We start from the raw sequence: 25159 nt of genomic DNA on the forward strand, positions 1-25159 counted from the left end.
TCGGCCATATTCCGGCTTGGAGCGAAATTATCCGTTTTATATCAATCAGGTAGATCCGGCTGACATCGGCCAATCGTGCACCGGTCGCTACAGCCAGGATCGGCGGGAAGATCGGCCAGATTTGCTGTAGCATTCAAGAATATGTGTTTATGCTCTCTCCCGGCGCGGGGCAGTGCGCTCCAACTCGTCGATTTCGTGCCCGATCCTTTTCGCGGCATGGCGGTTGAGAAATGCCACCCCGATCAGGAACAGGAACGTCAGACCGCCCGCCACCAGCGGGAAGGTCGGATTGTCTGGGCTCGCCATCCACGCGCCTGCATAGATGAGCGCAAAGCCCGGCACCATCGGCCCGACATACCAGAGCCAGGCCGAGCGCAGCAAGTTGCGTTCGCGCTCGAGACGCCGCCTCAGATGGGCGATGCCGTTTTGGGCGAGGTCGGTGTGGAGCTTCCGGCTGTTGCGGTGGAGATGGCGGCCGGCGACGAGCATGCCGGCAACGAGCAAGGCGAATCCGCCCGCGAGCACGAAATCGGCCGCATCCTCGGCACGCATGAAGGTGAAGACGCTCATGACCGCCAGAAACGCTGCCGCGGCTCCTCCCGCGACATACTCCAGCATGTTCCGCCGCCGCGTGGCGCGGTCGATCTGCGTTTCGCGCCGCCTGAGGTCATCGAGCGAGAGTCCTGCCGTCGTCATGGCCTGCTCCTTCCAGTGATCGTGAATCGTCTTCGTCATGGTTGCGCTTCCCCCTTGAACTGTTCCGCCAGAAAACGCTTGAGGCGATGGATGCGGGTGGCGACCGCGCCGGACGACAGGCCGCAGACCTCGGCTGTTGTGGCGGCGCTCTCGCCTTCGAGGTGGAGAAGCATTACCTGCCGGTCGAGTGGCGCCAGACCGTAGAGCAGGTCGTAGACCCGTGACAGCGCCAGCCGGTCCGACACGACCGCCTCATGGGAGGGAGCGGCTTTATCTGCCGCCGCATCGGCATCGTCGAGACTGGCCGTGCGGCCCCGGCGGCGCGAGCGCGCGACATGGTCGGCGGCGACATTGTGCGCCACGCGATAGACCCATGTCCTCAGTGAGCAACGGCCGTCGAAACGCGCGAGGCTGCGCCAGAGCTGGAGATGGATATCCTGCAACAGGTCCTGCCGCTCGGCCGGATTTGCCTCGTAGCCTGCCGCAAGCCGCGCGAGCGCCGCTCCCAGAAGCTCGACCGCAAGCGCGTAACGGCTGTCGGCATCCGCCGGAACGGCCGTATCCGCGTCGCTTATGTATGCCCGTTCGCTGCTCATGGTCAGTCAGTCGCCCGGCGGGCGGATTTCTTACACATGATCCAAGCGGCAAGCTATGTCGCATCGCCGGGATCGTCCGGCAACAGGCTCAGCATGAGATCTGCCCGTGCCGACACGTCGGTCTTCGGCAGCATCACGGTTTCGTAGCCGAGCATGGGATAAACTGCGGCAAGCCGCTCATGTTCCGCCACCGCGTCGTCGAAACCATGGCGCCGCTCCGGATCGTTCGCGTAGATCTCCGGCCACGGCGGCGTGAGGAAGACCCGCGCGTGATAGCGGTGCACCCTCGCCAGTTCCGCAAGCGCCGGCTCGCCCGTCAGGTGCTGGAGCGCTGCGGCGGCATCGACGAGCCCGCGATCGAAAAAGATCCATCCCGCCCGCCGACCTGCCGCGACGCGGTCGGCCAGCGCCATTTCGATGGCGCGGCGCGCGAAGGCGATCACATCGATCCAGGGCAACGCAGGGCCGCCGGTTTCAAGCTCCTGCCTGACGATCCGCCGGCCAGGTTCCTGCACCACCGCGAAACCGCGCGCGCCGAGTTCCTCGAGCAAGGTCGACTTGCCTCCGCCGGAGCATCCGGAAATCACGACGAACCTGTTCATCGATGTCTCGCGGGCGGCCGGCCCGGTGGCGATACCGCCTTCATGGCGACGCCCCCACGGTATCCGCATGGGGAACCGTTCATCTTCATCGCGCCCCTGCGGCAAGGAGAAGCTGTTCGATCTCACGGTGGCCCCGGCTGCGGGCGTGCTGAACCGGCGTAACGCCCTCGCGGTCCGCAAGATTGACGTCCGCGCGGGCCTTGATGAGCAGCTCGACGATCTGCTGGTGGCGTTCGCCGCCGTTGCCCAGGATGACGGCCTCCAGAAGGGCGGTCCAGCCGAGATTGTTGACGTGATCGACATCGACCCCGGCCTCGATCAGTGTGCGCACGGTCTCGACATGACCACGTTCCGAAGCGGGGATGAGAGCGGTGCCGCCGAAGCGGTTGGTGCTTTTCAGGTCGGCGCCATGCGCCAAAGTCAGCTTCAGAATGTCGAGGTGGCCCCGTGCGCCGGCGTAGAGATACGGGCTGTCGCTGATCTTGTCCTTCGCATTGACGTCGGCGCCGGCTGCGATCAGCGCCCGGGCCGCGGCAACGGTGTTTTCATGGGTTGCGACGAGCAGGGCGGTAGCGCCGCTGTCGTCACGCGCCTCGATATCCGCGCCATCGGACAGAAGCGTCTCGATCCGCGCGACATCGTCCCGTTTCGCCGCCGTGTGCAGAGGCGTCTCGCCCATCGTTTCCCCCAAAGCCATGACAGGAGCTAATGTCAGCGCCAGCAGAGCGGCACCAAGGATAACCAGACGGCGAAGCATGGTCGTGCTCCTCCTCGTTCGCGCATTGGGCCGGCGGCGTGCCTTGACGGGCGCCCACAGCGTCTCCGCTGGGAGAGTAGCTATCGGGCACCCTGTTTGCAAAGCCGGTACTGCCCGGATGGGGAAACTGAACGTCAGCTCAGGGCCGTACACGTCGTCCGACTGGCGCTGGCCGCAGCACGACGCTGCCGTCCAACGCTTCGTGCCCGAAGCGGGTGTGTTCAGCCGGGCAATGTAACCACGATTGCCCCTCGATCCGTCGCAACAACCGTGTGCTCATACTGCACGACAGGGGCACAGGGTTCGCTGTAGAGTGTCCAGCCGTCGTCCCCCTCGGTCGCCCAGAGTCCACCCGTAGACAGGAATGGCTCGACTGTCAGCACAAGCCCCTTGTTGATGCGGCGATTCTCGCCACGAGAGGGCCAGGTCGCAACGGCTTCGGGATATTCGTGCAACGACCGGCCCACGCCATGGCTGGCGAGATTGCGGATCAGCGTGTAGCCGCGATCCGAAGCGAAGCGCCCGATGGCTTTTCCGATGCCTGCCAGCGGCTTGTCACTGCCAACCTGCGCAATGCCGATCCGCATGGCGCGTTTTCCGTCGCGGCAAAGACGATCCAGCGAGGGGCGCACCGGCGCGAGACGATAGGTCGCCCCGGTATCCGCAAAATAGCCGTTCTTCGAGGCAGATACGTCGATGTTGACCAGATCCCCCGGCCCAATCACCCTGTCACCGGGGATGCCGTGAGCGATTTCTTCATTCACGCTGATGCAGGTCGCCCCCGGAAAATCGTAAGTGGCTTGCGGCGCGGACAAAGCGCCCTCACGCTCCAGCAACCCGCGACCGATCTCATCCAGTTCCCGGGTCGTCATGCCGGGCTCCATCGCCTTCGCCATGGCCTGCATGGTGTTGGCAACGATCCGGCCGACTTCCTTCATCCCGTCCAGCTCGTCCTGGTTTGTAATCGTCATTCTTCCGTCTCTTCTGAAGCAGCGGATAAGTTGGACATTTTAGCGGCGAATGTCGGGAATGTCCCGCATCGCCGACACCGTCGTGCGGATTGCGCTGCGGCAAGCACGAATGGTCGCTTCTGGGAAGCGACCAGCGCTACCTGAAGGGCGGGTATGGGGCCGGCACAAATCTGACAGCCCGCCAGCACGCCGGCGTTGCTAAGCCACTTCCGGCCCGGACGACGACCCCCGGTATGAGCTGGTGTCCAGCCTGCTCCGGCGATAGTCCCGCATCAGGGGCACCCGCTGCGGGCGGAAGCTTTCCGCCGTCCGCTCCAGCGAGGCGATCCGATTGACATGGAACAGGCGAAAATCCATGCGCAGCCTGCAATGCGCCAGAAGCATCAGGTTGCGGTCGCCGTAGGACAGGCCGAGTGGCCATATCAGCCGCTCGGACACGCTGCCCTTCAGGTCGGTATAGACGATCTTCACCGCCTCTTCCTCCCAGCAGGCCCTGCGCAGGACGGCCAGGTCGATGGCCGGGGGATCGCGCTCCGGTCCGACGGAGAAACTGCGCGTGATCGCATGCAGCGACTGCCGCGCCTGATGTTCGGGAAGGGTGGCGACGATCCGCGCCATGGCCTCCCGTGCAGCCGCGACCATCTCGGCGTCCCCGATCCGGTCCAGCGACTGCACCGCGAGCAAAAGCGCCTCGATTTCCAGCTGCGAGAAGCTTTGCGGAGGCAGGGCCGGATCCTCGGTCAGGACATAGCCGAAACCCGCCTCGCCATCGATCAGGGCGCCCCCGGCCCGCAGCGTGGCGATGTCGCGATAAAGCTGGCGTGGTGAGACACCCGTTTCCTCGGCCAGCCGCGCCGCCGTAACCGGGGCGGGCAGGCGGCGCATCGTATCCATCAGGCGCATCAGCCGGTCGGTCCGGGCCATCCTGTCACCTTCTGTCAGTAGGGGCGCGTTAGGGTTGTCGGTGCAAACAGCGACGGAGTCAAATCATGCTGACCTTCTATCATGCGCCCAAAAGCCGCTCGACCAGCGTAAAGCAGTTGATCCTCGAGCTTGGCATCGAGGACCAGGTCAAAACGGTCGAGGTGACCATCCCGCGCCAGGACGGGTCGGGCGGGCGAGACCCGGCAAATCCGCATCCCGAGGGCAAGGTGCCCTATCTGACCGACGGCGAGGATCACGTTCGCGAGCGGGCGGCGATCATCCTTTACCTGACAGATCGTTTCCCGCAGGCGGGGCTGGGGCGTCCCGTCGGGCATTCCGAGCGTGGGCGCTACCTGTCCTGGCTGGCCTGGTATCAGGGCGTATTCGAGCCCGTTGCCATTCTGGGCTGGGCCGGGGTGAAACACCCGGCGGTGGAGGCATCGCTGCGCGACTATGACACGGCGCTTGCACGGCTGGACGAGGTGCTGACGAAGCAGCCCTATCTTCTGGGGCAGGAGTACAGCGCCGCCGATCTCCTGTGCGCGGCTCCCTTCGCCTGGTTCGGCGATGCCTTGCCCAGCACGGCGGCGATCCGGGACTGGGTCGCCCGCTGCATGGACCGGCCCGCGGTTCGGATGACCGGAGAGCGTTGACGCCGTCCACCTTACGCGCAGCTCCTAGCCGATACGGGGGCTGCGCCCGGCGTGGCGACGCCCGAGCAGGATGCGCCTGTCAGATAGACTCGCGATCGGTCCGTCCCGCATCGCCGACAACGACCTCCCGGTTTCGCTGCGCGGACCTCAAGTGACCGGTTGGGGCCGGGAACGTCAGACGACCGATGACGGTGGCAGCACGACTTGCTCCACGCTGCCGTCCGATGCATTGAGCCCTGAGCGGAGGTTGAGACGTACGCGTGTCGTTCAAATGCGAAGCTGTCGCCTCTTTCGACGTTTCACGAAACCTTTCCTGATCGAACATCCGCGCCAATCTCTCGCTCCGAAAGCCCGGAAAGCCCGAACATCAATCTCGGCTCGGGGTGGCGAATAGGTGCATGGGAGACACCGGAATGACGAAAACGCTTCTTCTCCGTGCAGCCAGGAAATATGGCAGCATCATTTTCACGCTTGGCTCATCGGCCCCGCCGCCAACTCATGTCGCCGGGAAACTAGGCAAGATGCGCTTTCAACCAGGAGCCAGGACCTCACTGTCTCTATTTCCGGGCAGTCGGAGGTGCCCTCCGGGCAAATCAGAAACTCGCCGGGATGACCGCTTATGAGTTGGTCGCACCGATATCCTGGATGATGCCCCAGGCTTCGGTCCACGAGAAGATCGATCTTGCCGTCAAGCAGCTCATGCAATCCTGCGGGATGGTTAACCCGCACCCCGATAGCCGGATGGGTTTCACGGAACCGGTTGAGTTCCGCGCGTAGTTCGGCCCAATTGAAACCCGCATGCAAGCCCAGATTGACGACAACCATTGTCGTTTGTGGCACGAGCGCTGCCGTCGCTGAAGCAATTCGGCCGAACGCGTCACGGATTGGCGGCAGGTAGGTCTGGCCAGCCTCCGTCAGAATCAATTGCCTATGAATCCGCTGAAAGAGCTTCACCCCAAGGCGCTCCTCAAGGGCCTTCACCTGCTGCCCGACTGCCCCTGGCGTTACATGAAGTTCATGCGCGGCGAGCTTGAAGCTGAGATGTCGTGCCGCAGCCTCAAAGGCTCGCAACGCATTGAGTGGTGGAAGCAAATGGGTCACGTGATCGCGCCTCCTTTGTTCGGCGATGGCTCGATTTTGCAATAGATTTTCTGCGGCTACCAGAGACGAAAGCTGGTTTGCACAATGCGCACGGGAGCGGACAATAGCACGCAAAACATGGCTGCCTGAGCAGGAGCCGTGAAGTTGAACCGTGGAGTTGCTGATGGCGCGTATCCTGGATCATATCGGCAGGACCGCCCCACGCGAGGGATGGACGGTCGTCGCGGGCGCGTTCACGGTTATGTTCTTCACTTTCGGACTGGCCTACAGCTTCGCGTCATTTATCGCCTCGCTTCAGAACGAGTTTTCGGCCTCGCGAGGCGCCGTCTCAATGGCATTCTCCATCGCAGTGCCGCTCTACTTTGCATTGGGCGGCGTCAGCGGACCATTGGCCGACCGATACGGCCCGAGAAGGATCGGCCTATTGGGGGTCGTCATCGGTGGCATTGGAATACTCGTCGCAGCTCGGGCAGAAGCATTGTGGGAAGTCTATATCGGATTCGGGATAGGTGCGGGGATAGCCATTGGGTTCTCCTATGTGCCGGCCATTGGCGCGGTCCAGGGGTGGTTCAGCACCCGCCGAGGTACTGCGTCAGGGATCGCTGTTTCAGGTATCGGCCTCGGCACGCTTTGCATGCCATTGGTTGCTGCTCATCTCATTGATGCGTTCGGGTGGCGGATCGCATGGGCAGTGCTGGGGCTTTTGATGGTCAGCGCAGGTGGATTTGCGCTGCTGTTTGTCAAGAAAGCCCCGCTGGCTGTTGCGGCTCCTGCCAGCAGCGTCGCGACGAATAGTTCACCGCCACTAAGCGAGGAAATCGGTCTCTTTGAGGCTGTTAAGTCCCGCACGTTCGTGCTGCTCTATCTTTCGATGGCGCTTATTTCGATTGGGGCATTCATCCCATTCGTTCATCTCGTGCCATATGCCGAGGATCAGGGGCTGTCCCACAACGCTGCCGTCTGGATACTGAGCGCGCTTGGTCTTGGCAGCACTTTTGGCCGGTTCATTGGCGGCGGCGTGGCTGACAGTTTGGGTCGAAGAAGGACTCTCGCGGCGGTATTCGCTACCCTTGCTTTGATGCTGCTATGGTGGATGGGTTCGAGTTCTGCATGGCAATTGTATCTATTCGCATTTGTTTTTGGAGCCGCGTATGGGGGCTTTGTAGCCCTGTTTCCCGCGCTATGCGTTGACTATTACGGCACCCATAATTCTCTTGGCATTATCGGCATCCTTTATACGGCGATGTCAATCGGAACGCTGCTCGGCCCAAGGCTCGCGGGTGATGCTTTCGATGTCTTCGGCAATTATATCCTGCCAATTGCGATCAGCGCCGCCTTTTCTCTTGTAGCGGCCGGGATAGTCGCCCTTATGCCCGAACCCGGAGACACCAAGCTTCAGGTCAAAGAATAGAGGGCAAACATGCGCCGACGATCGCATTCCGGTCCATGGGATGTCGCGGAACTCCTGAAGCCTGCGCCACTTCGCCGAGGGTCGGATTTTCCGGGCGCGGACGTGTCGCGCATCCTTGCCGCATATGGCAGAAGTTTCGCGACATGAGTTGCGGCAGGGAAAAGCCCTGGGCTAACGTCCGGTCCGTCCCGCATCGCCGACATGCCGTACCTATCGCGCCGCGGAGAGCAGAACGGCCGCTATCGGAAAGGCAGTCGCAGTCGGCACTGTCGAATAACCGCTTCGGGCCGGAAACAGACCGAGCTCTCGCAGGCGATGGTGAACATTGCTCCCGGAGGAGATCCACCGAGCATGACGGTATATTCTTGCGCCTGATCCCCTCCCGCCTCGCTCGGATGACGACCTGTTTCAATTGGCGGCTGAACGCGGTGTCTGCCCCGTCCGCCTGGGGACGGTGAAACGGGGAGCATTCTAGCCATCAATTCTTTCGCAGAATTTTATCCATCGCCTTTCCCCGCGCCAACTCGTCAATGAGTTTATCCAGGTAGCGAATTTCTCGCATTGTTGGTTCCTCGATATCCTCCACCCGGACACCGCAAACCACACCACTGATCAAGGCTCGCGAGGGATTGATTTCAGGAGCCTCTACAAAAAATGTTTCAAAGTCAGTCTGTTTTTCCAGTTGAGCTTGCAGCTCATTCTGACTATAACCCGTCAACCAGGAGATGATTTGGTCGACCTCTGCTTTTGTGCGTCCCTTTCTTTCTGCCTTCGCAACGTAGTGCGGATAAACGCTTGCGAGGCTGGTCGTATAGATCCTGTGTTTCGTCATGAGTTTCTGCTCCTGAGCCCCTGCGGATTTAGGCCATTATCGGCCGATTTTTGACATCCGGTCGCTGCTCCCCTGCCACGCCGCTCATTTCTTGATCCGCCAGCCCGCGCGGAAGATAGCCCATATCGCGACGAGGCACGCTGCCAGGAAGGCGCCGATTGCCGCCAGGCTGACACCGACTGCGACGTCGGCGTGCTCGTAGAAGGACCAGCGGAAGCCGCTGACGAGGTAGAGCACCGGGTTGAAGTGGCCGACCGTCTGCCAGAAGGGCGGCAGCATGTCGATCGAGTAGAAGGCGCCGCCGAGGAAGACGAGCGGCATGACGACCAGCATGGGGATGAGTTGGAGCCGTTCGAAATTGTCGGCCCAGATGCCGATGATGAAGCCGAACAGCGCGAAGGTCACCGCCGTCAGCACCAGGAAGGCGAGCATGACGACCGGATGCGTGATCTGGATGGGCACGAACAGCGCCGCCGTCGCCAGGATCAGCAGGCCGAGGGCCACGGCCTTGGTGGCCGCCGCGCCGACATAGCCGACCACCAGCTCCATGGGCGAGACCGGCGCCGACAGGATCTCGTAGATCGTGCCCGTGAATTTCGGCAGGTAGATGCCGAAGGAGCCGACGGCGATCGCCTGGGTGATCATGGTCATCATGATCAGGCCCGGCACGATGAAGGCGCCGTAGGAGACGCCACCGATGTCCTCCATGCGACTGCCGATGGCGCCGCCGAAGACGACGAAATAAAGCGAGGTGGACAAGACCGGCGACACGATGCTCTGCCAGAAAGTGCGCCACCAGCGCCCCATCTCGAACCTGTAGATGGCGCGGATCGCGAGCAGGTTCATTGGGCCGCCTCCTTCTGCGCGTCTTGTTTCTGAGCGCCTTGCCGCACGAGGTTGACGAAGATCTCCTCGAGCGAGTTCTGCCTGGTGGAGATGTCGCGCATGGCGACGCCCTCGCTGTGCAGGTCGGAGAGCAGCGCGGAAATGCCGGTGCGCTCGGCGTTCACGTCGTAGCTGTAGGTAAGGCTGGTTCCGCCCGCGTCGAGCGAGAGGTTGTAGCACGACAGCGCGGCCGGCACGGCGGCCAGCGGTTCGCGCAGCTCGACGGTGAGCACCTTCTCACCCATCCTGCGCATCAGCGTGTCCTTGGTCTCGACCAGCACCAGCTCGCCATGGTTGATGACGCCGACGCGGTCGGCGATCTCCTCCGCCTCCTCGATGTAATGGGTGGTGAGGATGATGGTGACGCCGGAGCGGTTGAGCCGCCGGATCAACTCCCACATGGACTTGCGCAGTTCCACGTCCACGCCCGCCGTGGGCTCGTCGAGAAACAGGATGCGCGGCTCGTGCGCCAGCGCCTTGGCGATCATGACGCGCCTCTTCATGCCGCCCGACAGGGCCATGATCTTCTCGTTCCTCTTGTCGAGCAGAGAGAGGTCGGAGAGTACCTCCTCGACCTTGGCGTCGTCGTGCCTCTTCCCGAACAGGCCCCGCGAGAAGGAGACCGAGGCCCAGACGGTCTCGAATGAGTCGACATGCATCTCCTGCGGCACCAGCCCGATCAGGCTGCGCGCGGCGCGGTAATCGCGCACGATATCATGGCTGGCGACGGTGACGCTGCCGCCGCTGGCGTTGACAATGCCGCAAACGATGGAGATCAGCGTGGTCTTGCCGGCGCCGTTCGGCCCCAGCAGAGCGAGGATCTCGCCCTCCGCGATGTCGAGGTCGACGCCTTTCAGTGCGTCGAAGCCGTTCTGGTAGGTCTTCGTCAGGTTCCTGACGGATATGACTGGCTGCATGATGCGATCCTGTGCGGGCTGGTCCGGCGCATATAGGTCTCCCCGGCGGTAGACGCCACCAGCCCGATCGGCAAGAGGCCCCTTTTCGCATCGCAAATCACATTCTTATCGGAGCGAGGCCATCAGAGAGCGGCTGACTCGCCTGACTATCAAGCTGACGCAGGGGGGCGGGGGGTGGACGTCCACAGCGGCTCGGATGAACGGCTGACACCAACCCCGCCCACGGTCCCCGTGCGGACCTGCCGTCCCTACGGGTCGTGAACCCGCCGGTTGCGCCCGAGATCGTCGTGCTGCCCGGAACTGTCATGGTGAGGAGCCTCCTTTTCGAGCCCATTCTATCGAGAGCTTCTGCGCAGGATATGACCTCCAAGGTCATGGCGTGCCATCGCCCCTGCCACCAGTATTCCGCCGCGGGTTCCTCCCCCACTCTCTCGCAGACTGGCAGAAAGGAGAAGACAATGGAAACCTATCTGATCCGCTTCATCGTGCGCCCCGGGCAGCGCGCGCGGTTTCTGGACCTGCTGACCGGAGTCCTGGACCGGATGCGCCACGAGGATACTTTCATCGACGCCCGGCTTTCTGAGGTCACTGAGCGGCCGAACGAATTCGTGCTCCATGAGACATGGGCCAGCCGTGAGGACGTGATCAACGTGCAGCTGAACCGTCCTTATCGTCGGTCCTGGCACGAGGCACTGCCGGATCTGCTCGAGGCCGAGCGCGAGATCACGATCCTGTCGCCCCTCTGGAGCGCAACGGCGGACCGACAGCAGGCCGGATGAGCAGGAGGCATCCCCGGCGGTTCAAGCGAGGGAAAGCCGCCTTATGGCCTGCAAGGCCATCGACCGATGCGGTATCTAGCGCCATATCGTAGATACATCGAAAGACCGCGGAGGAAACTTAGTCGATCGGCAAAGTTTTTTCTTGCCACGGCATGGAGGCTGATTATAGTTAGTCTTATGACTAAGCATGATCCCGATCTCTCGGAGCTGTTCCATGCGCTGGCGGACCCGACCCGGCGGTCGATCCTGACGCGTCTGGCCGAGGGGCCTGCACCGGTAACCGAGCTCGCCAAGCCCACGGGGCTGCGTCTGCCGACGGTGATGCGGCACCTTGCGGTACTGGAGGAGGCGGGATTGATCGCCACATCGAAGGACGGTCGGGTACGCTCCTGCGCCATCGTGCCCGAGGCGCTGGCCCCTGTGCGAACATGGCTCGATGAACAGCGGACCATCTGGGAAGCCCGGCTCGACCGCCTGGACGACTACGTGATGAAACTGATGAAGGAGCGTGAGACATGAAACCGGATCTCGATCCGAACACCGACCTGAGCTTTACCCGCACGCTGGCCGTGCCGCGGCAGCTGATCTGGGAATGCTGGACGGAGCCGAAGCATATCCCGCATTTCTTCGTTCCCGCGCCGCACAAGGTGACGGCGGTGGACATCGACCTGCGGGTCGGCGGGCGGTTCAACACGATCTTCGATGTGGAAGGTAATGTGATGGACAATCAGGGCGTCTATCTGGAAGTGGTACCGGGCGAGAAGCTGGTCTTCACGGATGCCTATACCGAAGGCTGGAAGCCCGCGCCCGAGCCTTTCATGACCGCGATCCTGCTGCTGTCGGATGCGCCGGGCGGCGGCACGACCTATACGGCAATTGCCCGCCACCGCAATCCCGACGCCCGCAAGGCGCATGAGGACATGGGCTTCTTCGACGGCTGGGGCACGGTGGTGACGCAGTTGGAAGCCTATGCCAAAGGGCTGGTGACAGGGGGCTGATGATATGAGCGGTCGTTTCGTGACGCTGACTTTCGAGCGGCAGGTGGCCGCGCCTGTCGCCACCCTGTGGCAGGCCTGGACGGCGCCTGCCGCGCGGGCGGTCTGGGCCGCGCCTGCGCCCTCGGTCACGGTAGAGTTTCTGGAGGCCGACACAAAGGTGGGCGGGCGCGAGGTCTCGCTGTGCAAGGTGGCAGGCCAGCCCGACATCCGCTGCGATTGCGGCTGGCTGGCGTTGCAGCCCGCACGACGCAGCGTGAATTACGAGGTGATCTCCAGAGCGCCTTCCGATCAAACGGAATCGTTTGATCGATCAGAATTCGCTCCAAGGAAAGAATCGCGGAGCGAAGGCGTCACGCAATCGGCGGCGCTGGTGACGGCCGAGTTCGCAGATGCGGGCGAGGGCAGCCGGCTTGTGGTGACGGTGCAGCTGTCCTCGCTGGCCGAGGATATGGAGGCGGGTTACCGGCAGGGCTTCGACGCGGGGCTGGACAATCTGGCGGGCGTGGCTGAACGGACCATGGTGCTGGAGCGGGTGATCAAGGCGCCGCGCCACGTCGTCTGGGGCGCCTGGATGAACCCGGAAACCCTGCCGCAATGGTGGGGGCCGGACGGGTTCACCTGCCGGACCAAGAGGATCGACTTGCGGACGGGCGGGGAATGGGTCTTCGACATGATCGCGCCGGATGGCACCGTCTTCCCGAACCACCACCTGTATGGCGAGGTCCGGGCTGAAGACCGCATCGGCTATACGCTTCTCTGGGGTGAGAACGGGCCGAAGCACGCCGACGCCTGGGCCTCGTTCGAGGATGCCAATGGCGCGACGAAGGTCACGCTGGGCATGGTCTTCAGCACGGCGGCCGAGTTCCAGGAGGCCAGGGGCTTCGGTGCGGTGGAACTGGGGCTCCAGACCCTGGGCAAGCTGGCGCGCTTCGTCGGCGCCGAATGAAAAGCCGCGGCCACCGAAGCGAATGCGATTTCGATCCGCCTGGTCGAGCACTCCGCGACGTGGCGGCGAAGCTGGCACTTCATAAAGGGGCTGACGTTCCGAGCGGAGTCTTATGAAAGTGACCGATCCAGTTTCCGTGCTTGTTCTAAAAAAATTTATGATATCATAAATTTATCAAAAAATAGAAGTGTGCGGCCCAAACTACGCCGCTACTCGCACTAACCCTCCAGCGTCCTCAGACGCAACCCATTCAAGGAGATGCCGATACGTCGAGAAGAATTGCAAATAAAGATGGTTGCCGGCCCTCGCAACCATATTATCACAATTAAATCAATAGCTTAATCGCCAGAAAGGCGGGTTTTGCCGTTTATGGCACCGCGCCCGCCACTTAACCCGCCACCTCCATTTGGGGCCAGCGTCCGGCCCGATAAAAGCCAGGCTTGAGAGTCGCGCTGTGACGGAGGGTGTTCAGGCTGGGGAGCATCCCAATTGTTTCTGATAACGGCCGTCCGTTGACTACGGAATGCCTGTCCGCGATGCGTGCGGCGTTGTCGTTCACTGTGGGATCGTCTAGGTAGGGGACTTTATCAAACTCTTGTCAAGATTGGCCGATTCTGTTCGTGGATGGTTTTTTGCACGGGGGAAGCCATGCGCGATCTATTCTGGCTCTCGGACGAAGCCTGGGCGGCACTGGAACCACATCTACCGAAGAACCAGCCGGGTGCCCGCCGGGTCGATGACCGGCGCGTCATTAGCGGTATCCTGCACATCCTGAAGACTGGCGGACGAGGCGTGACGTACCACCTCGGTACGGTCCGGCAAAGACGATCTATATAGAAGGCCTCGCCGGCTTCCTTCTCGTCCTTGCTGGCTTCCCGTGTGTTCCGGGCCCGCGATTCCTCGTCGGAGCGTCCGGTATAGGTGCTCCTGACCACTGCATAGCCGGATTCGGCCGCACCGGGGAAATCCGGAAAGGCGGCATTGCTCAGCTTGAACGTCTTGAAGGCCGGATCGAGGCTGCACATGAAGTCCTCGTTCTGAGGAGCAAGATCCGCCCAGACCTCCGCAAGCTTCTCCGACATGTCGGGCTGCTCGCCTTCAAGGCTGTATGGCAGGTTCTCCCCGCTGAACATGGCCTTGGCATATTCCTTCAGGGCCTGGCGATTGCCGTCCTGATGGGGGCTGTGAAATCCGCCGCCGCTCATTCGCGTATTCGGATAATGCCGGTCCTCCGGCTGCTTCGCGATGAGGATAACGTCGACGCCAGCTTCATCTGCTGCGATCGCCGCGCGGGCTCCGGCGCCGCCAAAACCGACCACGACGACGTCCGCTTCATATTTCCGTGTCTGCATGCCGCTCATTGTCCGTCGATTCCGATCCGCCATATATCGTCATTGATGGTTCCCGAAGCCCATCTCGAATGATCTCGGTGAAGGGTGGCACCGGCGCAGCGGCCGCGCAGGCAAAACTCCTGCCTGCTTCCCAGACATTGTTTCAGTATAATTGCATTCATGATTCAATTGTTGCTCGGCCGTTAACAGGATTTGGTCCGGTGCTGACTACGATGCCTCCCGGAGGCATCGGGGCCGTTCCTTCGCCGGCGATCGCCGTACCCGACGGCGACGAACCGTCGACCCGGCTCGCCGGAGAGCGAGCGCCGCATCGGCCGCCTGGAGTCCGCGACTCACTCCGACGGGCGCCACCGGCATCAGGCGCCGTCCGGACAAGGCTCTCAAGTTGACAGATTCGTGCCGGCCATGTACGATTGAATTCATAATTCAAGAGACTACGACTTTTCATTGTATGGAAAAATCGCTGAGCTCAACAAGAACGACGGCGCTTGATCGCCGCGGCGTCCAAGGAAAATGACAATGCTAGCGTACACCATTCGGCGTCTGCTGGCCGCGATTCCGATTCTTGTTACGGTCGCGGTCGTAGTATTTCTTTTGATGCGCCTGGCACCGGGCGATCCTGCGCAGCTTATTGCGGGTGACGATGCGACGGCGCAGGATGTCGAGCGTATTCGTGAGCAGCTCGGGCTCAACCAATCCCTGCTCATGCAGTTCATCCATTGGTTCGGAAATCTTCTTCAGGGCGATCTAGGAAATTCGGTCTTCAACCAGCGGCCGGTACTGGGCTTGATCCTGCAACGGATCGAACCGACGATTTCCATCACGGTGCTAACGCTCATCTTCTCGATCTCTCTGGCAATTCCGCTCGGCATCATTGCCGCGGTCAAGCATGGAACCATGATCGACCGGGCTATCATGACCTTTGCCGTGATCAGCTTTTCGCTGCCGGTGTTCCTGATTTCCTATCTGTTGGTGTTCCGCTTCTCTATCGAGTGGAGATTCCTTCCCGTTCAGGGATATCGCAGCATCTTTGACGGATTCGTTCCGTTCATCAGGCATATGATCATGCCGTGCGTCGCGCTGGGCTTGATCTATACGGCGCTGCTGTCGCGCATGACGCGCTCGACGATGCTGGAAATTCTCAACGAGGATTACATAAGAACGGCCCGCGCCAAGGGCGTCAGCACGCGCGCAGTGCTGTTCCGGCACGCCCTGAAGAACGCCGCCATTCCGATCGTAACCACGATCGGTCTGAGCCTGGCCTCGCTCATCGGCGGCGTCGTTGTGACAGAAAGCGTTTTTGCCATTCCCGGAATCGGGAGACTTACAATAGATGCGGTAAATTCTCGCGACTATCCTGTCATACAAGGCGTGATCTTGGTATGCGCCTTCACGTATGTTGTAATAAATCTTTTGATAGATCTAAGCTATACATTATTTGATCCGCGTATCCGCTATTGATGCTGTTCGGCTGCGGCTATGAATGTGTCCCTAAGCTATGGAGGAACACGTGACGGAAATTGCGGCAAGTCCCGCTGAACACGTCCCGGTGCGGTCGAAGAGCGTCATCTTCAACTTCGTCAGGAGGCATCCGACCTTCGCACTGGGCGGGGGGCTGCTTTTCGCCATCGCCGCGGTGTCGATCGCCGCGCCGCTGCTGACATCCTACGATCCCATTCGCCTTGATGGCACCGTCCGAATGCATCCGCCGTCGGCCGAGCATCTGTTCGGAACCGACAGCCATGGCCGCGACGTGTTCGCGCGGACGCTCTATGGCGGCAGGGTATCTCTCGTCGTCGGGGTCGGGGTGGCGCTGCTGAGCATGATTTTCGGCTGCGTCATCGGCGTCATCACCGGATTCGTGAGGCGCGTCGACGCGATCGTCATGCGGGTGATGGATGCGCTGATGGCGATACCGGGCATCCTGCTGGCGATCGCACTGATGGCCCTGACGCGCGAAAGCATCTGGCTCATCATCGTGGCAATCGCGATACCGGAGATACCGCATGTAGTGCGGCTGATCCGGTCGGTTGTGCTGTCGATCCGCGAGCAACCCTACATCCAGGCGGCCGAGGCGGTCGGCACGCGGTTCCCGCGAATCCTGTTCTTCCATGTGCTGCCGAATGCCATCCCGCCGCTGATCGTGCAGGCGACCTATATCTGCGCCGCCGCCGTCCTCGCCGAAGCCTATCTCAGCTTCCTGGGCGTCGGAACACCGCCGGAGATACCGAGCTGGGGGAACATCATCGCGGAGAGCCGGACAATGATTCAGCTGGGGATGTGGGGGGTGCTGTTTCCGAGCTGCTTCCTGGCGGTGATGGTTTTCGCAGTGAACATGCTGGGCGACGGGCTGCGCGACATGCTCGACCCGCGGATGGCGCGGAGGATTTGAGATGCTTCACCTGGTGTCGGAAGGGCAGGCTTCATCGCCATCGACGGCGGACGGAGCGCCCTTGCTGAGCGTCGAGGATCTCAAGACCTACTTCTTCACCCGGGAGGGCGTTGCAAAGGCGGTCGATGGAGTGTCCTACAGTGTCGGCCGCGGCGAGACGCTGGGCGTGGTCGGGGAGTCCGGCTGCGGCAAGAGCGTGACGGCGCTGTCGATCCTCGGCCTGGTGCCGCGGCCGGCGGGCCAGACGGTGGGCGGGCGCATCATGCTGGAGGGGACGAATCTGCTGGATCTCAGCGACCGCGAGATGCAGCGGATACGCGGCAAGAACGTGTCGATGATCTTCCAGGAGCCCATGACGTCGCTGAACCCGGTGATGCCGGTCGGCAGCCAGATCGCCGAGGCCGTGAGCCTGCACGAGGGGCTGTCCCGCCGCGCCGCGCTCGACTGGGCGGGGGAGATGCTGAAACTGGTGCGCATCCCGGACGTCGCGCGGCGGCTGAAAGAATATCCGCACCAGCTTTCAGGCGGCATGCGCCAGCGCGTGATGATCGCCATGGCGCTTGCCTGCAGCCCGAAAGTGCTGATCGCTGACGAGCCGACCACCGCGCTGGACGTCACGGTGCAGGCGCAGATCCTGGAACTGATGGCAGAGCTGCAGCAACGCACCCAGACGGCGATCGTGCTGATAACCCACGATCTCGGCGTCATCGCCGAGACCGCCAATCGGGTCGTCGTGATGTATGCCGGCAGGAAGGTGGAGGAGGCGGAGGTTACCGAGCTGTTCAGCACCCCGCTGCATCCCTACACGGTCGGGCTGCTGCACTCGATGCCGTCGGTCGAGAAAGAGCGCGGCGGCAACGGCGAGCTGGCGGAGATACCGGGACTGGTTCCCCCGCTGTACGCGCTTCCGCCGGGTTGCCGCTTTGCACCGCGCTGCCAGTTCGCCACCGAGCGCTGCCATCTCGTCGAGCCCCCGCTCGAAGAGCACCAGCCCGGTCATTGGGCGGCGTGCTGGTACGCCAAGGAGATGCCGGGGAGCACCCATGCCTGAGACATCAACGCCGCTTCTCCAGGTTGAAGGGCTGCAGAAGCATTACCAGCTCCATCGCGGTTTCCTCGGCGGATCGGGCCTGAGCGTGAAGGCGGTGGACGGCATCTCCTTCACCCTGGAGAGGGGGGAGACGCTGGGCCTCGTCGGCGAGAGCGGCTGTGGCAAGACGACGGCCGGAAAGACCATTCTGCGGCTGGTGGAGCCTTCCGGCGGCAAGGTCCTGCTCAAGGGCACCGACATAGCCAAGACCTCGAGGGCGCAGATGCGCGAGCATCGGCGCAGCATGCAGGTGGTCTTTCAGGACCCGTATTCGTCGCTGAACCCGAAGTCGACCGCCGGCGCCATCGTCGCGGAGCCGTTCCACAATTACGGCCTGCTGTCGGGCGCCGAGCGTCGGGAGCAGGTGGCGGCGCTGTTCGCGCGCGTCGGCTTGCGCGCCGACGCGGCGGCGCGCTATCCGCACGAATTTTCGGGCGGCCAGCGGCAGAGGCTCGGCATCGCGCGGGCGCTGGCGCTGGATCCCGAGCTGATCGTCGCGGATGAGCCGGTCTCTGCGCTGGATGTGTCGGTGCAGGCGCAGATCATCAACCTGTTCATGCGCCTGCAGCGGGACCTGGGGCTGGCCTATCTGTTCATCGCCCACGATCTCGGCGTAGTCCGCCACATCAGCGACCGGGTCGCGGTGATGTATCTCGGGCGCATCGTTGAGCTGGCGCCGACAGAGGCTCTATTCACGGAACCGCTGCATCCCTACACACAGGCCCTGCTGTCGGCGGCACCGATCGCTGATCCGCGGCGGCGCCCGAAACGCATCGTGCTCAAGGGCGACGTGCCAAGCCCGGTGTCGCCGCCCTCCGGCTGCCACTTCCACACCCGCTGCCCGGCGGCCTTCGACCGCTGCAAGGTCGAGAGCCCCGCGCTAGCGGCCAAGACCGGGACCCGCACCGTCGCCTGCCATCTCTACGATTGAGCGGGCCGGATGTGAAACCGCCGCTGCCGGGAAATTCCCGCGATGCCGAAGCTACCGCCTCTTTCATCGATCCGGGCGTTCGAGTCGGCGGCTCGCCACCTCAGCTTCACCAAGGCGGCGGAGGAGTTGAACGTCACGCAATCGGCCGTCAGCCGCCATATCCGACATATCGAGGATTGGCTCGGCGTGGCGCTGTTCGTGCGCAAGCCGCGCCTGCTGGTGTTGACGCCGGAGGGAGAGCGCTACAAGACCGAGCTGGCGGACATCTTTCAGCGCATGGCCTGGGCGACGGAGCGAGCGGCCCGCGGCAAGGAAATCCTTCACATCCGTTCCTATACGACATTCGCCATGTTCTGGCTAATACCGCGGATGAAGAAATTCCAGGACATGCATCCGCATATCGACCTGCAGCTGACGGCGTCCACAAGGCCGATCGATCCCGAGCAGGAGCGTGTGCATGCCGTGATCCGCAGCGGGCCGGGAGATTTCTATCTGGCGGACCGCCTGTTTCCGATGGCACTGATGCCGGTCTGCAGTCCAGCCGTGCAGACGGAGTTCCTTCCGGCGGGCGACGCTGCCGAGCTGGTCAACGCGCCGCTTCTCCACTCGGTCGCCGCGCCCTCGAAATGGCCGACATGGCTGGAGGGCGTCGGCCTGAGAGAGCTGGATACCAGCCGCAGCCTTCGGTTCGAGTCGTCGGCAATGGCGCTGGTCGCTGCCGAGAAGGGCCTCGGCGTATCGGTCGCCCAGCCCCAATTCGTGCAGGCCGGCCTGCGAAGCGGCGCGCTGGTCGCGCCACTTCCCATGATCGTCGAGGTTTCGAAGGCCTACTATATTGCCTGCATGCCTCAGCACTCCCGGTCCGCAGCCTTGAGGAGTTTCCGCGACTGGATCCTTGCCGAGACCGTCGAGGACAGGGAAATGCTTGCGGACATTGCCGGATACGCGCGGGCGGACCGGCGCTAGAGCTGATCATGCGCGCGCTCATGCTGACGGCTTGTCGGCGAATATGCCATCCTCCCACAGGGCGCGATATTCCTGTTCCGACATGCCCAGGGCCGCCGCCAGTTCGTGATTGTGCTCGCCCAGCTCCGGCGCGCACCGCATTATATCTACGTCCCGCGACCCGATCCGCAAGGGAAGACCTTTCACCATGTTGCCTTCCGGATCGGCAGCGAAGGCGCCGGCGACAGCGAACCGGTCGGATGTGCGCCTGTTCGCTCCGGTGACGGCGATCTCCGCCGCGCACCCCGCCGCGCGCAGCTGTGCGACCGCCTCCCTGCCCGACCGGGCGGCTATCCATTCCCTGAGCACAGGCTCGGAGGGACTGGCTCCCAACAGGGCGGGCAGGGACCGCCTCGCATCGTCCCCCGGGCTGACCGCGACCCATTCGCCACCGCGGCTTGCGAATACGCCTTCGAGAGGATTGTCGTCCGTCGGGGCCGTCTCTTCCAGGCTGCCGCCATTGAGGGCCGCGAGCAGCACCTCGCCGATGAGGTAGGAGGTGACTTCCCGCTGGGACATGTCGATGTGACCCCCGCGGCCGGTGCGGTGCCGATCTACGATGGCGCTCATGACCATGCCGGCGGCAAACAGCGACACGACCTGATCGGGATAATTCAGCGAGCGCCCGGTGATATGCGGCGTCGCCGTGTCGGGATAGCGGATGAGGGAGGCAAATCCGCTGGACGCCTCCAGCGTCGATCCGAACGAGACGTTTCTCGCCTGTGGTCCCGTCGCTCCCTGGCTCGAAATGGAGGCGAGAATGATCCTCGGGTTCACTTTCGATAGGGTCGCATAATCGATCCTGAGGCCTTCAAGCACGCCAACGCGGAAATTCTCGACCACGACGTCGCTCTCCTCGACCAGCCGCAGGAACACGTCTCTCCCGTGATCCGTCTTGAGGTTCAGACATACGCCTCGCTTGTTTCGGTTGGTGGCGACGAAGGAGGGGCTCCTGTTCCACCAATCGGCAGCCTCGGCCTTTCCGTTCCAGTCGCGGAAAGGGTCCAGATAGTTCGGTCCTTCGACCTTGATCACCTCGGCGCCGAGATCAGCAAGGATCGCCGACGTGCTCGCACCCGCGGTGATCATCCCCAGATCGATGACGCGTATGCCTTTCAGAACTTCATAGGCGGGCGACGTCACGGCAGACCCTCCTCACTCGAATTGTCCGAGGCGGTCGGTCCGCGCCACAGCAACGGCAGGCGCGGAACCCGCGATCCGTCCTCCTCGGCAAAGAAGCCGCGCCTTATCATCTGCTCGTCCTCGGCAAGCTCGTGGGGAGCGACCACGGGCGCCAGCGGAAGCCGCAGCCGCGCGGAGGCGGTCGCGATGTCCGCCTTGGTACGCGTGCGCAAGGCGTCGGCGACGAGACCTTGAAAGCGTACGAGGTTCGCCTGACGCGAGCGCCGGGTGCGGAACTCCGGGGCGGCGAGACGTGGGTCGCCAATCAACTCGGCGAGGCGTTGGATGTCGCCGTCGCGATAGACGACGGCGATGAAGCCGTCCGCGCAGGGCATCGCCACCCATTCGTCGCGCTGCTCCCGCCCCGCTTCGCGGGCGTTGCTGACACTGTCGAGCTGATGCTTCCAGTTTACCCAGGTTGCCGCTTCGGCGATGCCGACCTGCGCGGCCGCGCGCGGCCGCCCCAGGAGTTCCGACAGATGCACGGCAAGCAGGGCATTGAACGCCGCGAGGCCCGCCGTGTAAGCCGCCTGATTGCCGGGAAGCGGCAGGGGCGGACGTCCCTCCTCGCCCATGATGTCGAGCAGACCGGCAACCGCCTGGATGGTGAGCTCGCTCTGGGGCCGGCTGCCTCCTTCGGCGTCGAAGCTCCGCTTGACGTGGATCACGCGGTCCGTCGCGCCGCTCGATGCGACGCCCGCGTCGTCGGTCAGAACATAATGGTGGTCACTGCCGCCCAGCACCTCGCCAAAGATCTTTGACGAGGTGAGAAATCGGAACAGCGCGCTGGTGCCATCCGGCAACCGCGGCGGCCGGTGACGCAACGGATCGGCGGACGGGTCGAGGGCGCGGAACACCGTCGCGCCAAGGCGCGAGGCAAGCGTGCCCGCGAACGACACCGCCACGATGCCCAGTTCTGTCGATTCCCCGCCGAAGCGTTCGACGATGCGAATTCCGGTGAGTGGCGTCCATGACGGCGCTCCCGCTATCGCTGACGTGGCCATCACTCCGGCCCCTTCGTCGACGAGCCGGCATCGAGGAAGCCCGTATAGGGGTTGTTGGTGCCTATCCGCAGGCGGATGCCGGCATTGGTAAGTCCGCCATAGGCGAATGCCTGGCGCCAGTCGGTAATGGTCGCGGGAATGCGATCCAGCGCCTGCTTTGAGGCGGATAGGGCTATCGGGTTGAACGTGGCGATCTTTCCGGCCAGGGCCTCGGCTGTCGGCAGCAGCTCCGCCGCCGGCATGCAGCCATTGACAAGGCCCCATTCCAACGCGGTCTGAGCCGATATGCGCTCCGCGGTAAGAACCATCCATGCCGCCCGCTTGCGCGAGAGGGACAACTGGGTCGCGGGGCCCGCAAGGCCCGGATAGGTGGAATACATCTGCTCTGGCATGCCGATCTCGACATCTTCCGCCGCAAGGGCAAGATCGCAGACATTGATCAGGGTAACGCCGCCGCCGAGCGCGATGCCGTTCACGGCCGCGATGAAGATGGCTGGATGCTGGCGGATAGCCACATTAACGTCCGCCCATTCCTGGGAGCCGGTAGCGGCGCCGCGCTCGACGTCAGCGCTGCGCTCCTTGAGGTCGATTCCCGAACAGAACGCCTTGCCGGCTCCTGTGAGCACGACCACGGGGCAGTCTTCCCTGACCTGATCCAAGGCTTTGAGCATACCCATCCGGGCGCTGCGGTTCATCGCATTGCGTTTTGCCTCGCGGTCGATCTGCAGGATCGCGTATTCAGCTTTCCGGAACAGCTTAATCTCGTCGCAAATCTGCGTGGTGACGTGTGACATTCCTGCCTCCCTGTTCTGAGGACCGACATCCGGAATCTCATGCCGCCCCTCGACGGCCGCATGTGGACATCACGGGGGTCATGTGATCGAGCGGCAAGCGGAAACGCTGCAGCCGATCCGGTTCCGATGCCGTGCCTCTTCCGGAGCAAGCCCGAGGCTCGACGCGCCGCGCTGGGAATGCAGTCATCGAGCCGAGCATTGCATTTATATTATAGTATATGCAATATTATTTTATGATTTTTGTCGAGAGAAATGCAATAATTTATCCTCTTATGTCCTCCTCTCTTATCAACAGTTTCATTTGAATTTTCTATTAACATCAGCGTTACGGAATCTACGAACGATTGTTTGGAAGTTCAAGCATGAGCAAAAGTCATGCACCTCGTCTATCCGAGAGCAGGCAACGCCGCGAGGAGGCGGGACGCCTGGTCCCAACAGGGCGTCAAACGGCTAAGAGCTCCGGTATAGGCTGGACCTGATTGAATTCTTAATGCAAGATCGATTGTCGCCGATTGCCGAGATGTGCAGGAGACGGCCCGCTCTTGCATGAGACGCGTCGAACTGGAGTGACGGGGGTATTCCACGGTGACTTCGTCGAGCAGAAGCCGCTTCTTCCGCGATGAATGAGGCGAGGATCAGCGATCCAGACCGGCACGAAGCTGAAGACCGGGACATCGGCGCCGATCGATTGGTCGCCGCCGCCGGGAACAAACAAATGACTATCGGGAGGAATGACCACAATGAATGTCATGAATATAACGCGTCGCCTATTCCATTGCATCGCCGCCGGCACGCTCCTGCTGGCGAGCATGGCCGCGGATGACGGGCTGTACGCCCAAGACACGAAAGTGCCGGAAAACCGGGTGCTGCGGGTCGCCGTCCATGCCGATCTCAGAACCCTCGATCAGGCTCAGACGACAGCCTATATTACCCAGCGGTTCGGTGCCGCCGTCTACGACACGCTGTTTGCCTTCAACTCGAAGCTCGAGCCGCAACCGCAGATGCTCGATACTTATTCGCTCAGCGACGACGGGCTGACCTACACCTTCACGCTGCGCGACGGCCTCCAATGGCATGATGGCCAGCCGGTGCGCTCGGCTGACTGCATCGCCTCGCTCGCCCGTTGGATGGACTATGATCCGATGGGACAGACGCTGAAGGGATTCCTCGCCCGGATGGAGCCGGTCGACGACAAGACCTTCAAGATGATCCTCAAGCAGCCTTGGTCCCTGACCCTGATGGCGCTGTCGAAGCTCACCGGCGCCCCGCTCATCATGCCCGAGCGCGTCGCGAAGACGCCGGCCGACACGCCGATCACGAACCATATCGGCTCCGGTCCGTTCCTGTTCAAGGCGGACGAATGGGTGCCGGGCAGCAAGGTCGTATTCGTGCGGAACCCGGACTACGTGCCGCGCAAGGAGCCGGCCGATCTTCTTTCCGGGGGTAAGGTGGTTAATTTCGATCGGATTGAGTGGTATTACTTCCCCGACGACAATACGGCACTGTCGGCGTTCCAAGCGGGCGAGGTCGATTACTACGAGCAGCCGCCACTGCAGTACCTGCCGATTCTCAAGGCGGATCCGAATGTCGAGATGAAGGTTCTCGACATCTATGGCAACCTCAACCTGCTACGGCCCAACCACACGATCCCGCCCTTCAACAACGTCAAGGCGCGGCAGGCGCTGCTGCACCTGATCAATCAGAGCGAGATCATGCAGGCGGTGGTCGGCGATCCCGATTACTACCTCTCGTTCTGCGGCGCCTACTTCCTGTGCGGCTCGGAGAACGAGACCAGCGTGGGCTCCGAGGTGCTGCGCCATCCGGACGTCGCGAAGGCCCAGGAACTGATGAAGGAGGCGGGCTACAAGGGCGAGCCCATCATCTTCATGCTGCCGACGGACCGGCCGACCTATCAGGCGGCCTCGATGGTGTTGATCCAGACCTTGCGCGACGCGGGTCTCAACATTCAGCCGGTGTCCGGTGACTGGTCGACGCTAACCGGCCTGCGCAACAAGAAAGAGGGCTGGAACCTGTTCGTCACCACCTCGGCGGCCAATGCGGCGACGCCGATCTCGTCGACCTACTTCAACTCGCGCTGCGAGGACGCCGCGCCGGGATGGGCATGCGATCCGAAGTTGATGGAGATCATGGAGAAATGGTCGATGGCACCCAATGCGGAGGAGCGCAAGAATCTGCTCGATGAGATGCAGCTACGCGCCTATGAAAGCGTTCCGTTCATTCCGATCGGCCAGTTTTTCCAGCCGGTCGTCTATCACCAGAACATCCACGGCGTTCTGAAGGCCGGCATCCCGGTCTACTGGAACATCACCAAGGATTGACG

Annotated in this window: 25 protein-coding genes and 2 pseudogenes; 13 read left to right on the forward strand and 14 right to left on the reverse strand. The window is 62.6% G+C overall.

Features of this window, described 5'->3' with window-relative positions; translation table 11 throughout:
• Positions 1 to 147 precede the first annotated feature (147 nt).
• The 6 genes from ACUSIJ_RS13990 to ACUSIJ_RS14015 all read right to left on the reverse strand — a co-directional run bounded on the left by ACUSIJ_RS13990 (position 148) and on the right by ACUSIJ_RS14015 (position 4546).
• Positions 148 to 735, reverse strand: coding sequence for a hypothetical protein (locus tag ACUSIJ_RS13990; protein ID WP_449309014.1), 588 nt, complete (start codon positions 733 to 735; stop codon positions 148 to 150).
• Positions 732 to 1292, reverse strand: coding sequence for an RNA polymerase sigma factor (locus tag ACUSIJ_RS13995; protein WP_449309015.1), 561 nt, complete (start codon positions 1290 to 1292; stop codon positions 732 to 734). Before ACUSIJ_RS13995 ends, ACUSIJ_RS13990 begins: the two co-directional genes overlap by 4 nt.
• 53 nt (positions 1293 to 1345) lie before the next feature.
• Positions 1346 to 1894, reverse strand: coding sequence for an AAA family ATPase (locus ACUSIJ_RS14000; RefSeq protein WP_449309016.1), 549 nt, complete (start codon positions 1892 to 1894; stop codon positions 1346 to 1348).
• Between the two features lie 85 nt (positions 1895 to 1979).
• Complete coding sequence (locus ACUSIJ_RS14005) at positions 1980 to 2573, reverse strand: ankyrin repeat domain-containing protein (protein ID WP_449309087.1); 594 nt, start codon at positions 2571 to 2573, stop codon at positions 1980 to 1982.
• Positions 2574 to 2872: 299 nt separating this feature from the next.
• Positions 2873 to 3622 (reverse strand): type I methionyl aminopeptidase, encoded by a 750-nt coding sequence (gene map / locus ACUSIJ_RS14010; protein ID WP_449309017.1) that lies wholly within the window; start codon positions 3620 to 3622, stop codon positions 2873 to 2875.
• A gap of 198 nt (positions 3623 to 3820) precedes the next feature.
• Positions 3821 to 4546, reverse strand: a complete 726-nt coding sequence (locus ACUSIJ_RS14015) for a helix-turn-helix transcriptional regulator (protein ID WP_449309018.1) — start codon at positions 4544 to 4546, stop codon at positions 3821 to 3823.
• 65 nt (positions 4547 to 4611) lie between these two features.
• Between ACUSIJ_RS14015 and ACUSIJ_RS14020 the strand changes: the two genes are divergently transcribed.
• Positions 4612 to 5199: a glutathione S-transferase family protein gene (locus ACUSIJ_RS14020; protein WP_449309019.1), complete on the forward strand. Its 588-nt coding sequence runs from the start codon at positions 4612 to 4614 to the stop codon at positions 5197 to 5199.
• A gap of 465 nt (positions 5200 to 5664) precedes the next feature.
• Here ACUSIJ_RS14020 and ACUSIJ_RS14025 read toward each other — a convergent pair whose 3' ends face one another.
• Positions 5665 to 6300: a LysR family transcriptional regulator gene (locus ACUSIJ_RS14025; RefSeq protein ID WP_449309020.1), complete on the reverse strand. Its 636-nt coding sequence runs from the start codon at positions 6298 to 6300 to the stop codon at positions 5665 to 5667.
• 163 nt (positions 6301 to 6463) lie between these two features.
• Between ACUSIJ_RS14025 and ACUSIJ_RS14030 the strand changes: the two genes are divergently transcribed.
• On the forward strand, positions 6464 to 7711 hold the full coding sequence (locus ACUSIJ_RS14030; protein ID WP_449309021.1) for an MFS transporter: 1248 nt from the start codon (positions 6464 to 6466) through the stop codon (positions 7709 to 7711).
• A gap of 478 nt (positions 7712 to 8189) precedes the next feature.
• Here the strand turns inward: ACUSIJ_RS14030 and ACUSIJ_RS14035 are convergent, their stop codons facing one another.
• The 3 genes from ACUSIJ_RS14035 to ACUSIJ_RS14045 form a co-directional block, all read right to left on the reverse strand.
• Positions 8190 to 8543 carry a DUF2200 domain-containing protein gene (locus ACUSIJ_RS14035; RefSeq protein ID WP_449309022.1) on the reverse strand — a complete coding sequence of 118 codons (354 nt, stop codon included), beginning with the start codon at positions 8541 to 8543 and terminating at the stop codon, positions 8190 to 8192.
• Positions 8544 to 8627: 84 nt separating this feature from the next.
• Complete coding sequence (locus ACUSIJ_RS14040; RefSeq protein ID WP_449309023.1) at positions 8628 to 9389, reverse strand: ABC transporter permease; 762 nt, start codon at positions 9387 to 9389, stop codon at positions 8628 to 8630.
• Positions 9386 to 10345: an ABC transporter ATP-binding protein gene (locus ACUSIJ_RS14045; RefSeq protein WP_449309024.1), complete on the reverse strand. Its 960-nt coding sequence runs from the start codon at positions 10343 to 10345 to the stop codon at positions 9386 to 9388. Before ACUSIJ_RS14045 ends, ACUSIJ_RS14040 begins: the two co-directional genes overlap by 4 nt.
• Before the next feature lie 458 nt (positions 10346 to 10803).
• On the opposite strand from ACUSIJ_RS14045, the gene ACUSIJ_RS14050 reads away from it, so the two are divergent.
• The 5 genes and pseudogenes from ACUSIJ_RS14050 to ACUSIJ_RS14070 all read left to right on the forward strand — a co-directional run.
• Complete coding sequence (locus ACUSIJ_RS14050) at positions 10804 to 11124, forward strand: putative quinol monooxygenase (protein ID WP_449309025.1); 321 nt, start codon at positions 10804 to 10806, stop codon at positions 11122 to 11124.
• A gap of 177 nt (positions 11125 to 11301) precedes the next feature.
• A complete protein-coding gene (locus tag ACUSIJ_RS14055) occupies positions 11302 to 11643 on the forward strand; it encodes an ArsR/SmtB family transcription factor (RefSeq protein WP_449309026.1) in 342 nt (113 codons plus the stop codon).
• Positions 11640 to 12122: an SRPBCC family protein gene (locus tag ACUSIJ_RS14060; protein ID WP_449309027.1), complete on the forward strand. Its 483-nt coding sequence runs from the start codon at positions 11640 to 11642 to the stop codon at positions 12120 to 12122. The genes ACUSIJ_RS14055 and ACUSIJ_RS14060 overlap by 4 nt, the downstream gene beginning before the upstream one ends.
• 4 nt (positions 12123 to 12126) lie before the next feature.
• On the forward strand, positions 12127 to 13068 hold the full coding sequence (locus tag ACUSIJ_RS14065; protein WP_449309028.1) for an SRPBCC family protein: 942 nt from the start codon (positions 12127 to 12129) through the stop codon (positions 13066 to 13068).
• Between the two features lie 648 nt (positions 13069 to 13716).
• Positions 13717 to 13901, forward strand: a pseudogene (locus ACUSIJ_RS14070) (transposase); the annotation flags it as partial.
• 324 nt (positions 13902 to 14225) lie between these two features.
• Here ACUSIJ_RS14070 and ACUSIJ_RS14075 read toward each other — a convergent pair.
• Positions 14226 to 14453, reverse strand: a pseudogene (locus ACUSIJ_RS14075) (FAD-binding protein); the annotation flags it as partial.
• Positions 14454 to 14939: 486 nt separating this feature from the next.
• Between ACUSIJ_RS14075 and ACUSIJ_RS14080 the strand changes: the two are divergent.
• From ACUSIJ_RS14080 to ACUSIJ_RS14100, 5 genes are read left to right on the forward strand one after another with little or no spacing between them, the layout of a single operon-like run.
• Positions 14940 to 15881 carry an ABC transporter permease gene (locus ACUSIJ_RS14080; RefSeq protein ID WP_449309029.1) on the forward strand — a complete coding sequence of 314 codons (942 nt, stop codon included), beginning with the start codon at positions 14940 to 14942 and terminating at the stop codon, positions 15879 to 15881.
• A gap of 49 nt (positions 15882 to 15930) precedes the next feature.
• Entirely contained in the window at positions 15931 to 16812 is an 882-nt protein-coding gene (locus tag ACUSIJ_RS14085) for an ABC transporter permease (RefSeq protein ID WP_449309030.1), read from the forward strand.
• Position 16813: 1 nt separating this feature from the next.
• Entirely contained in the window at positions 16814 to 17863 is a 1050-nt protein-coding gene (locus tag ACUSIJ_RS14090; RefSeq protein ID WP_449309031.1) for an ABC transporter ATP-binding protein, read from the forward strand.
• Positions 17856 to 18833 carry an ABC transporter ATP-binding protein gene (locus ACUSIJ_RS14095; protein WP_449309032.1) on the forward strand — a complete coding sequence of 326 codons (978 nt, stop codon included), beginning with the start codon at positions 17856 to 17858 and terminating at the stop codon, positions 18831 to 18833. The genes ACUSIJ_RS14090 and ACUSIJ_RS14095 overlap by 8 nt, the downstream gene beginning before the upstream one ends.
• Before the next feature lie 42 nt (positions 18834 to 18875).
• A complete protein-coding gene (locus tag ACUSIJ_RS14100; RefSeq protein WP_449309033.1) occupies positions 18876 to 19799 on the forward strand; it encodes a LysR family transcriptional regulator in 924 nt (307 codons plus the stop codon).
• Between the two features lie 18 nt (positions 19800 to 19817).
• Here ACUSIJ_RS14100 and ACUSIJ_RS14105 read toward each other — a convergent pair whose 3' ends face one another.
• Genes ACUSIJ_RS14105 through ACUSIJ_RS14115 form a run of 3 tightly spaced genes read right to left on the reverse strand, consistent with a single transcriptional unit; the run spans position 19818 to position 22818 of the window.
• On the reverse strand, positions 19818 to 20981 hold the full coding sequence (locus tag ACUSIJ_RS14105; RefSeq protein WP_449309034.1) for a CaiB/BaiF CoA transferase family protein: 1164 nt from the start codon (positions 20979 to 20981) through the stop codon (positions 19818 to 19820).
• Entirely contained in the window at positions 20978 to 22024 is a 1047-nt protein-coding gene (locus ACUSIJ_RS14110) for a CoA transferase (RefSeq protein ID WP_449309035.1), read from the reverse strand. The genes ACUSIJ_RS14105 and ACUSIJ_RS14110 overlap by 4 nt, the downstream gene beginning before the upstream one ends.
• Positions 22024 to 22818, reverse strand: coding sequence for an enoyl-CoA hydratase/isomerase family protein (locus tag ACUSIJ_RS14115; protein WP_449309036.1), 795 nt, complete (start codon positions 22816 to 22818; stop codon positions 22024 to 22026). Before ACUSIJ_RS14115 ends, ACUSIJ_RS14110 begins: the two co-directional genes overlap by 1 nt.
• 749 nt (positions 22819 to 23567) lie before the next feature.
• Here ACUSIJ_RS14115 and ACUSIJ_RS14120 point away from each other — a divergent pair.
• Positions 23568 to 25157 carry an ABC transporter substrate-binding protein gene (locus ACUSIJ_RS14120; RefSeq protein ID WP_449309037.1) on the forward strand — a complete coding sequence of 530 codons (1590 nt, stop codon included), beginning with the start codon at positions 23568 to 23570 and terminating at the stop codon, positions 25155 to 25157.
• The last annotated feature ends 2 nt before the right edge of the window (positions 25158 to 25159 follow it).

Source organism: Pseudochelatococcus sp. B33, assembly GCF_053570585.1.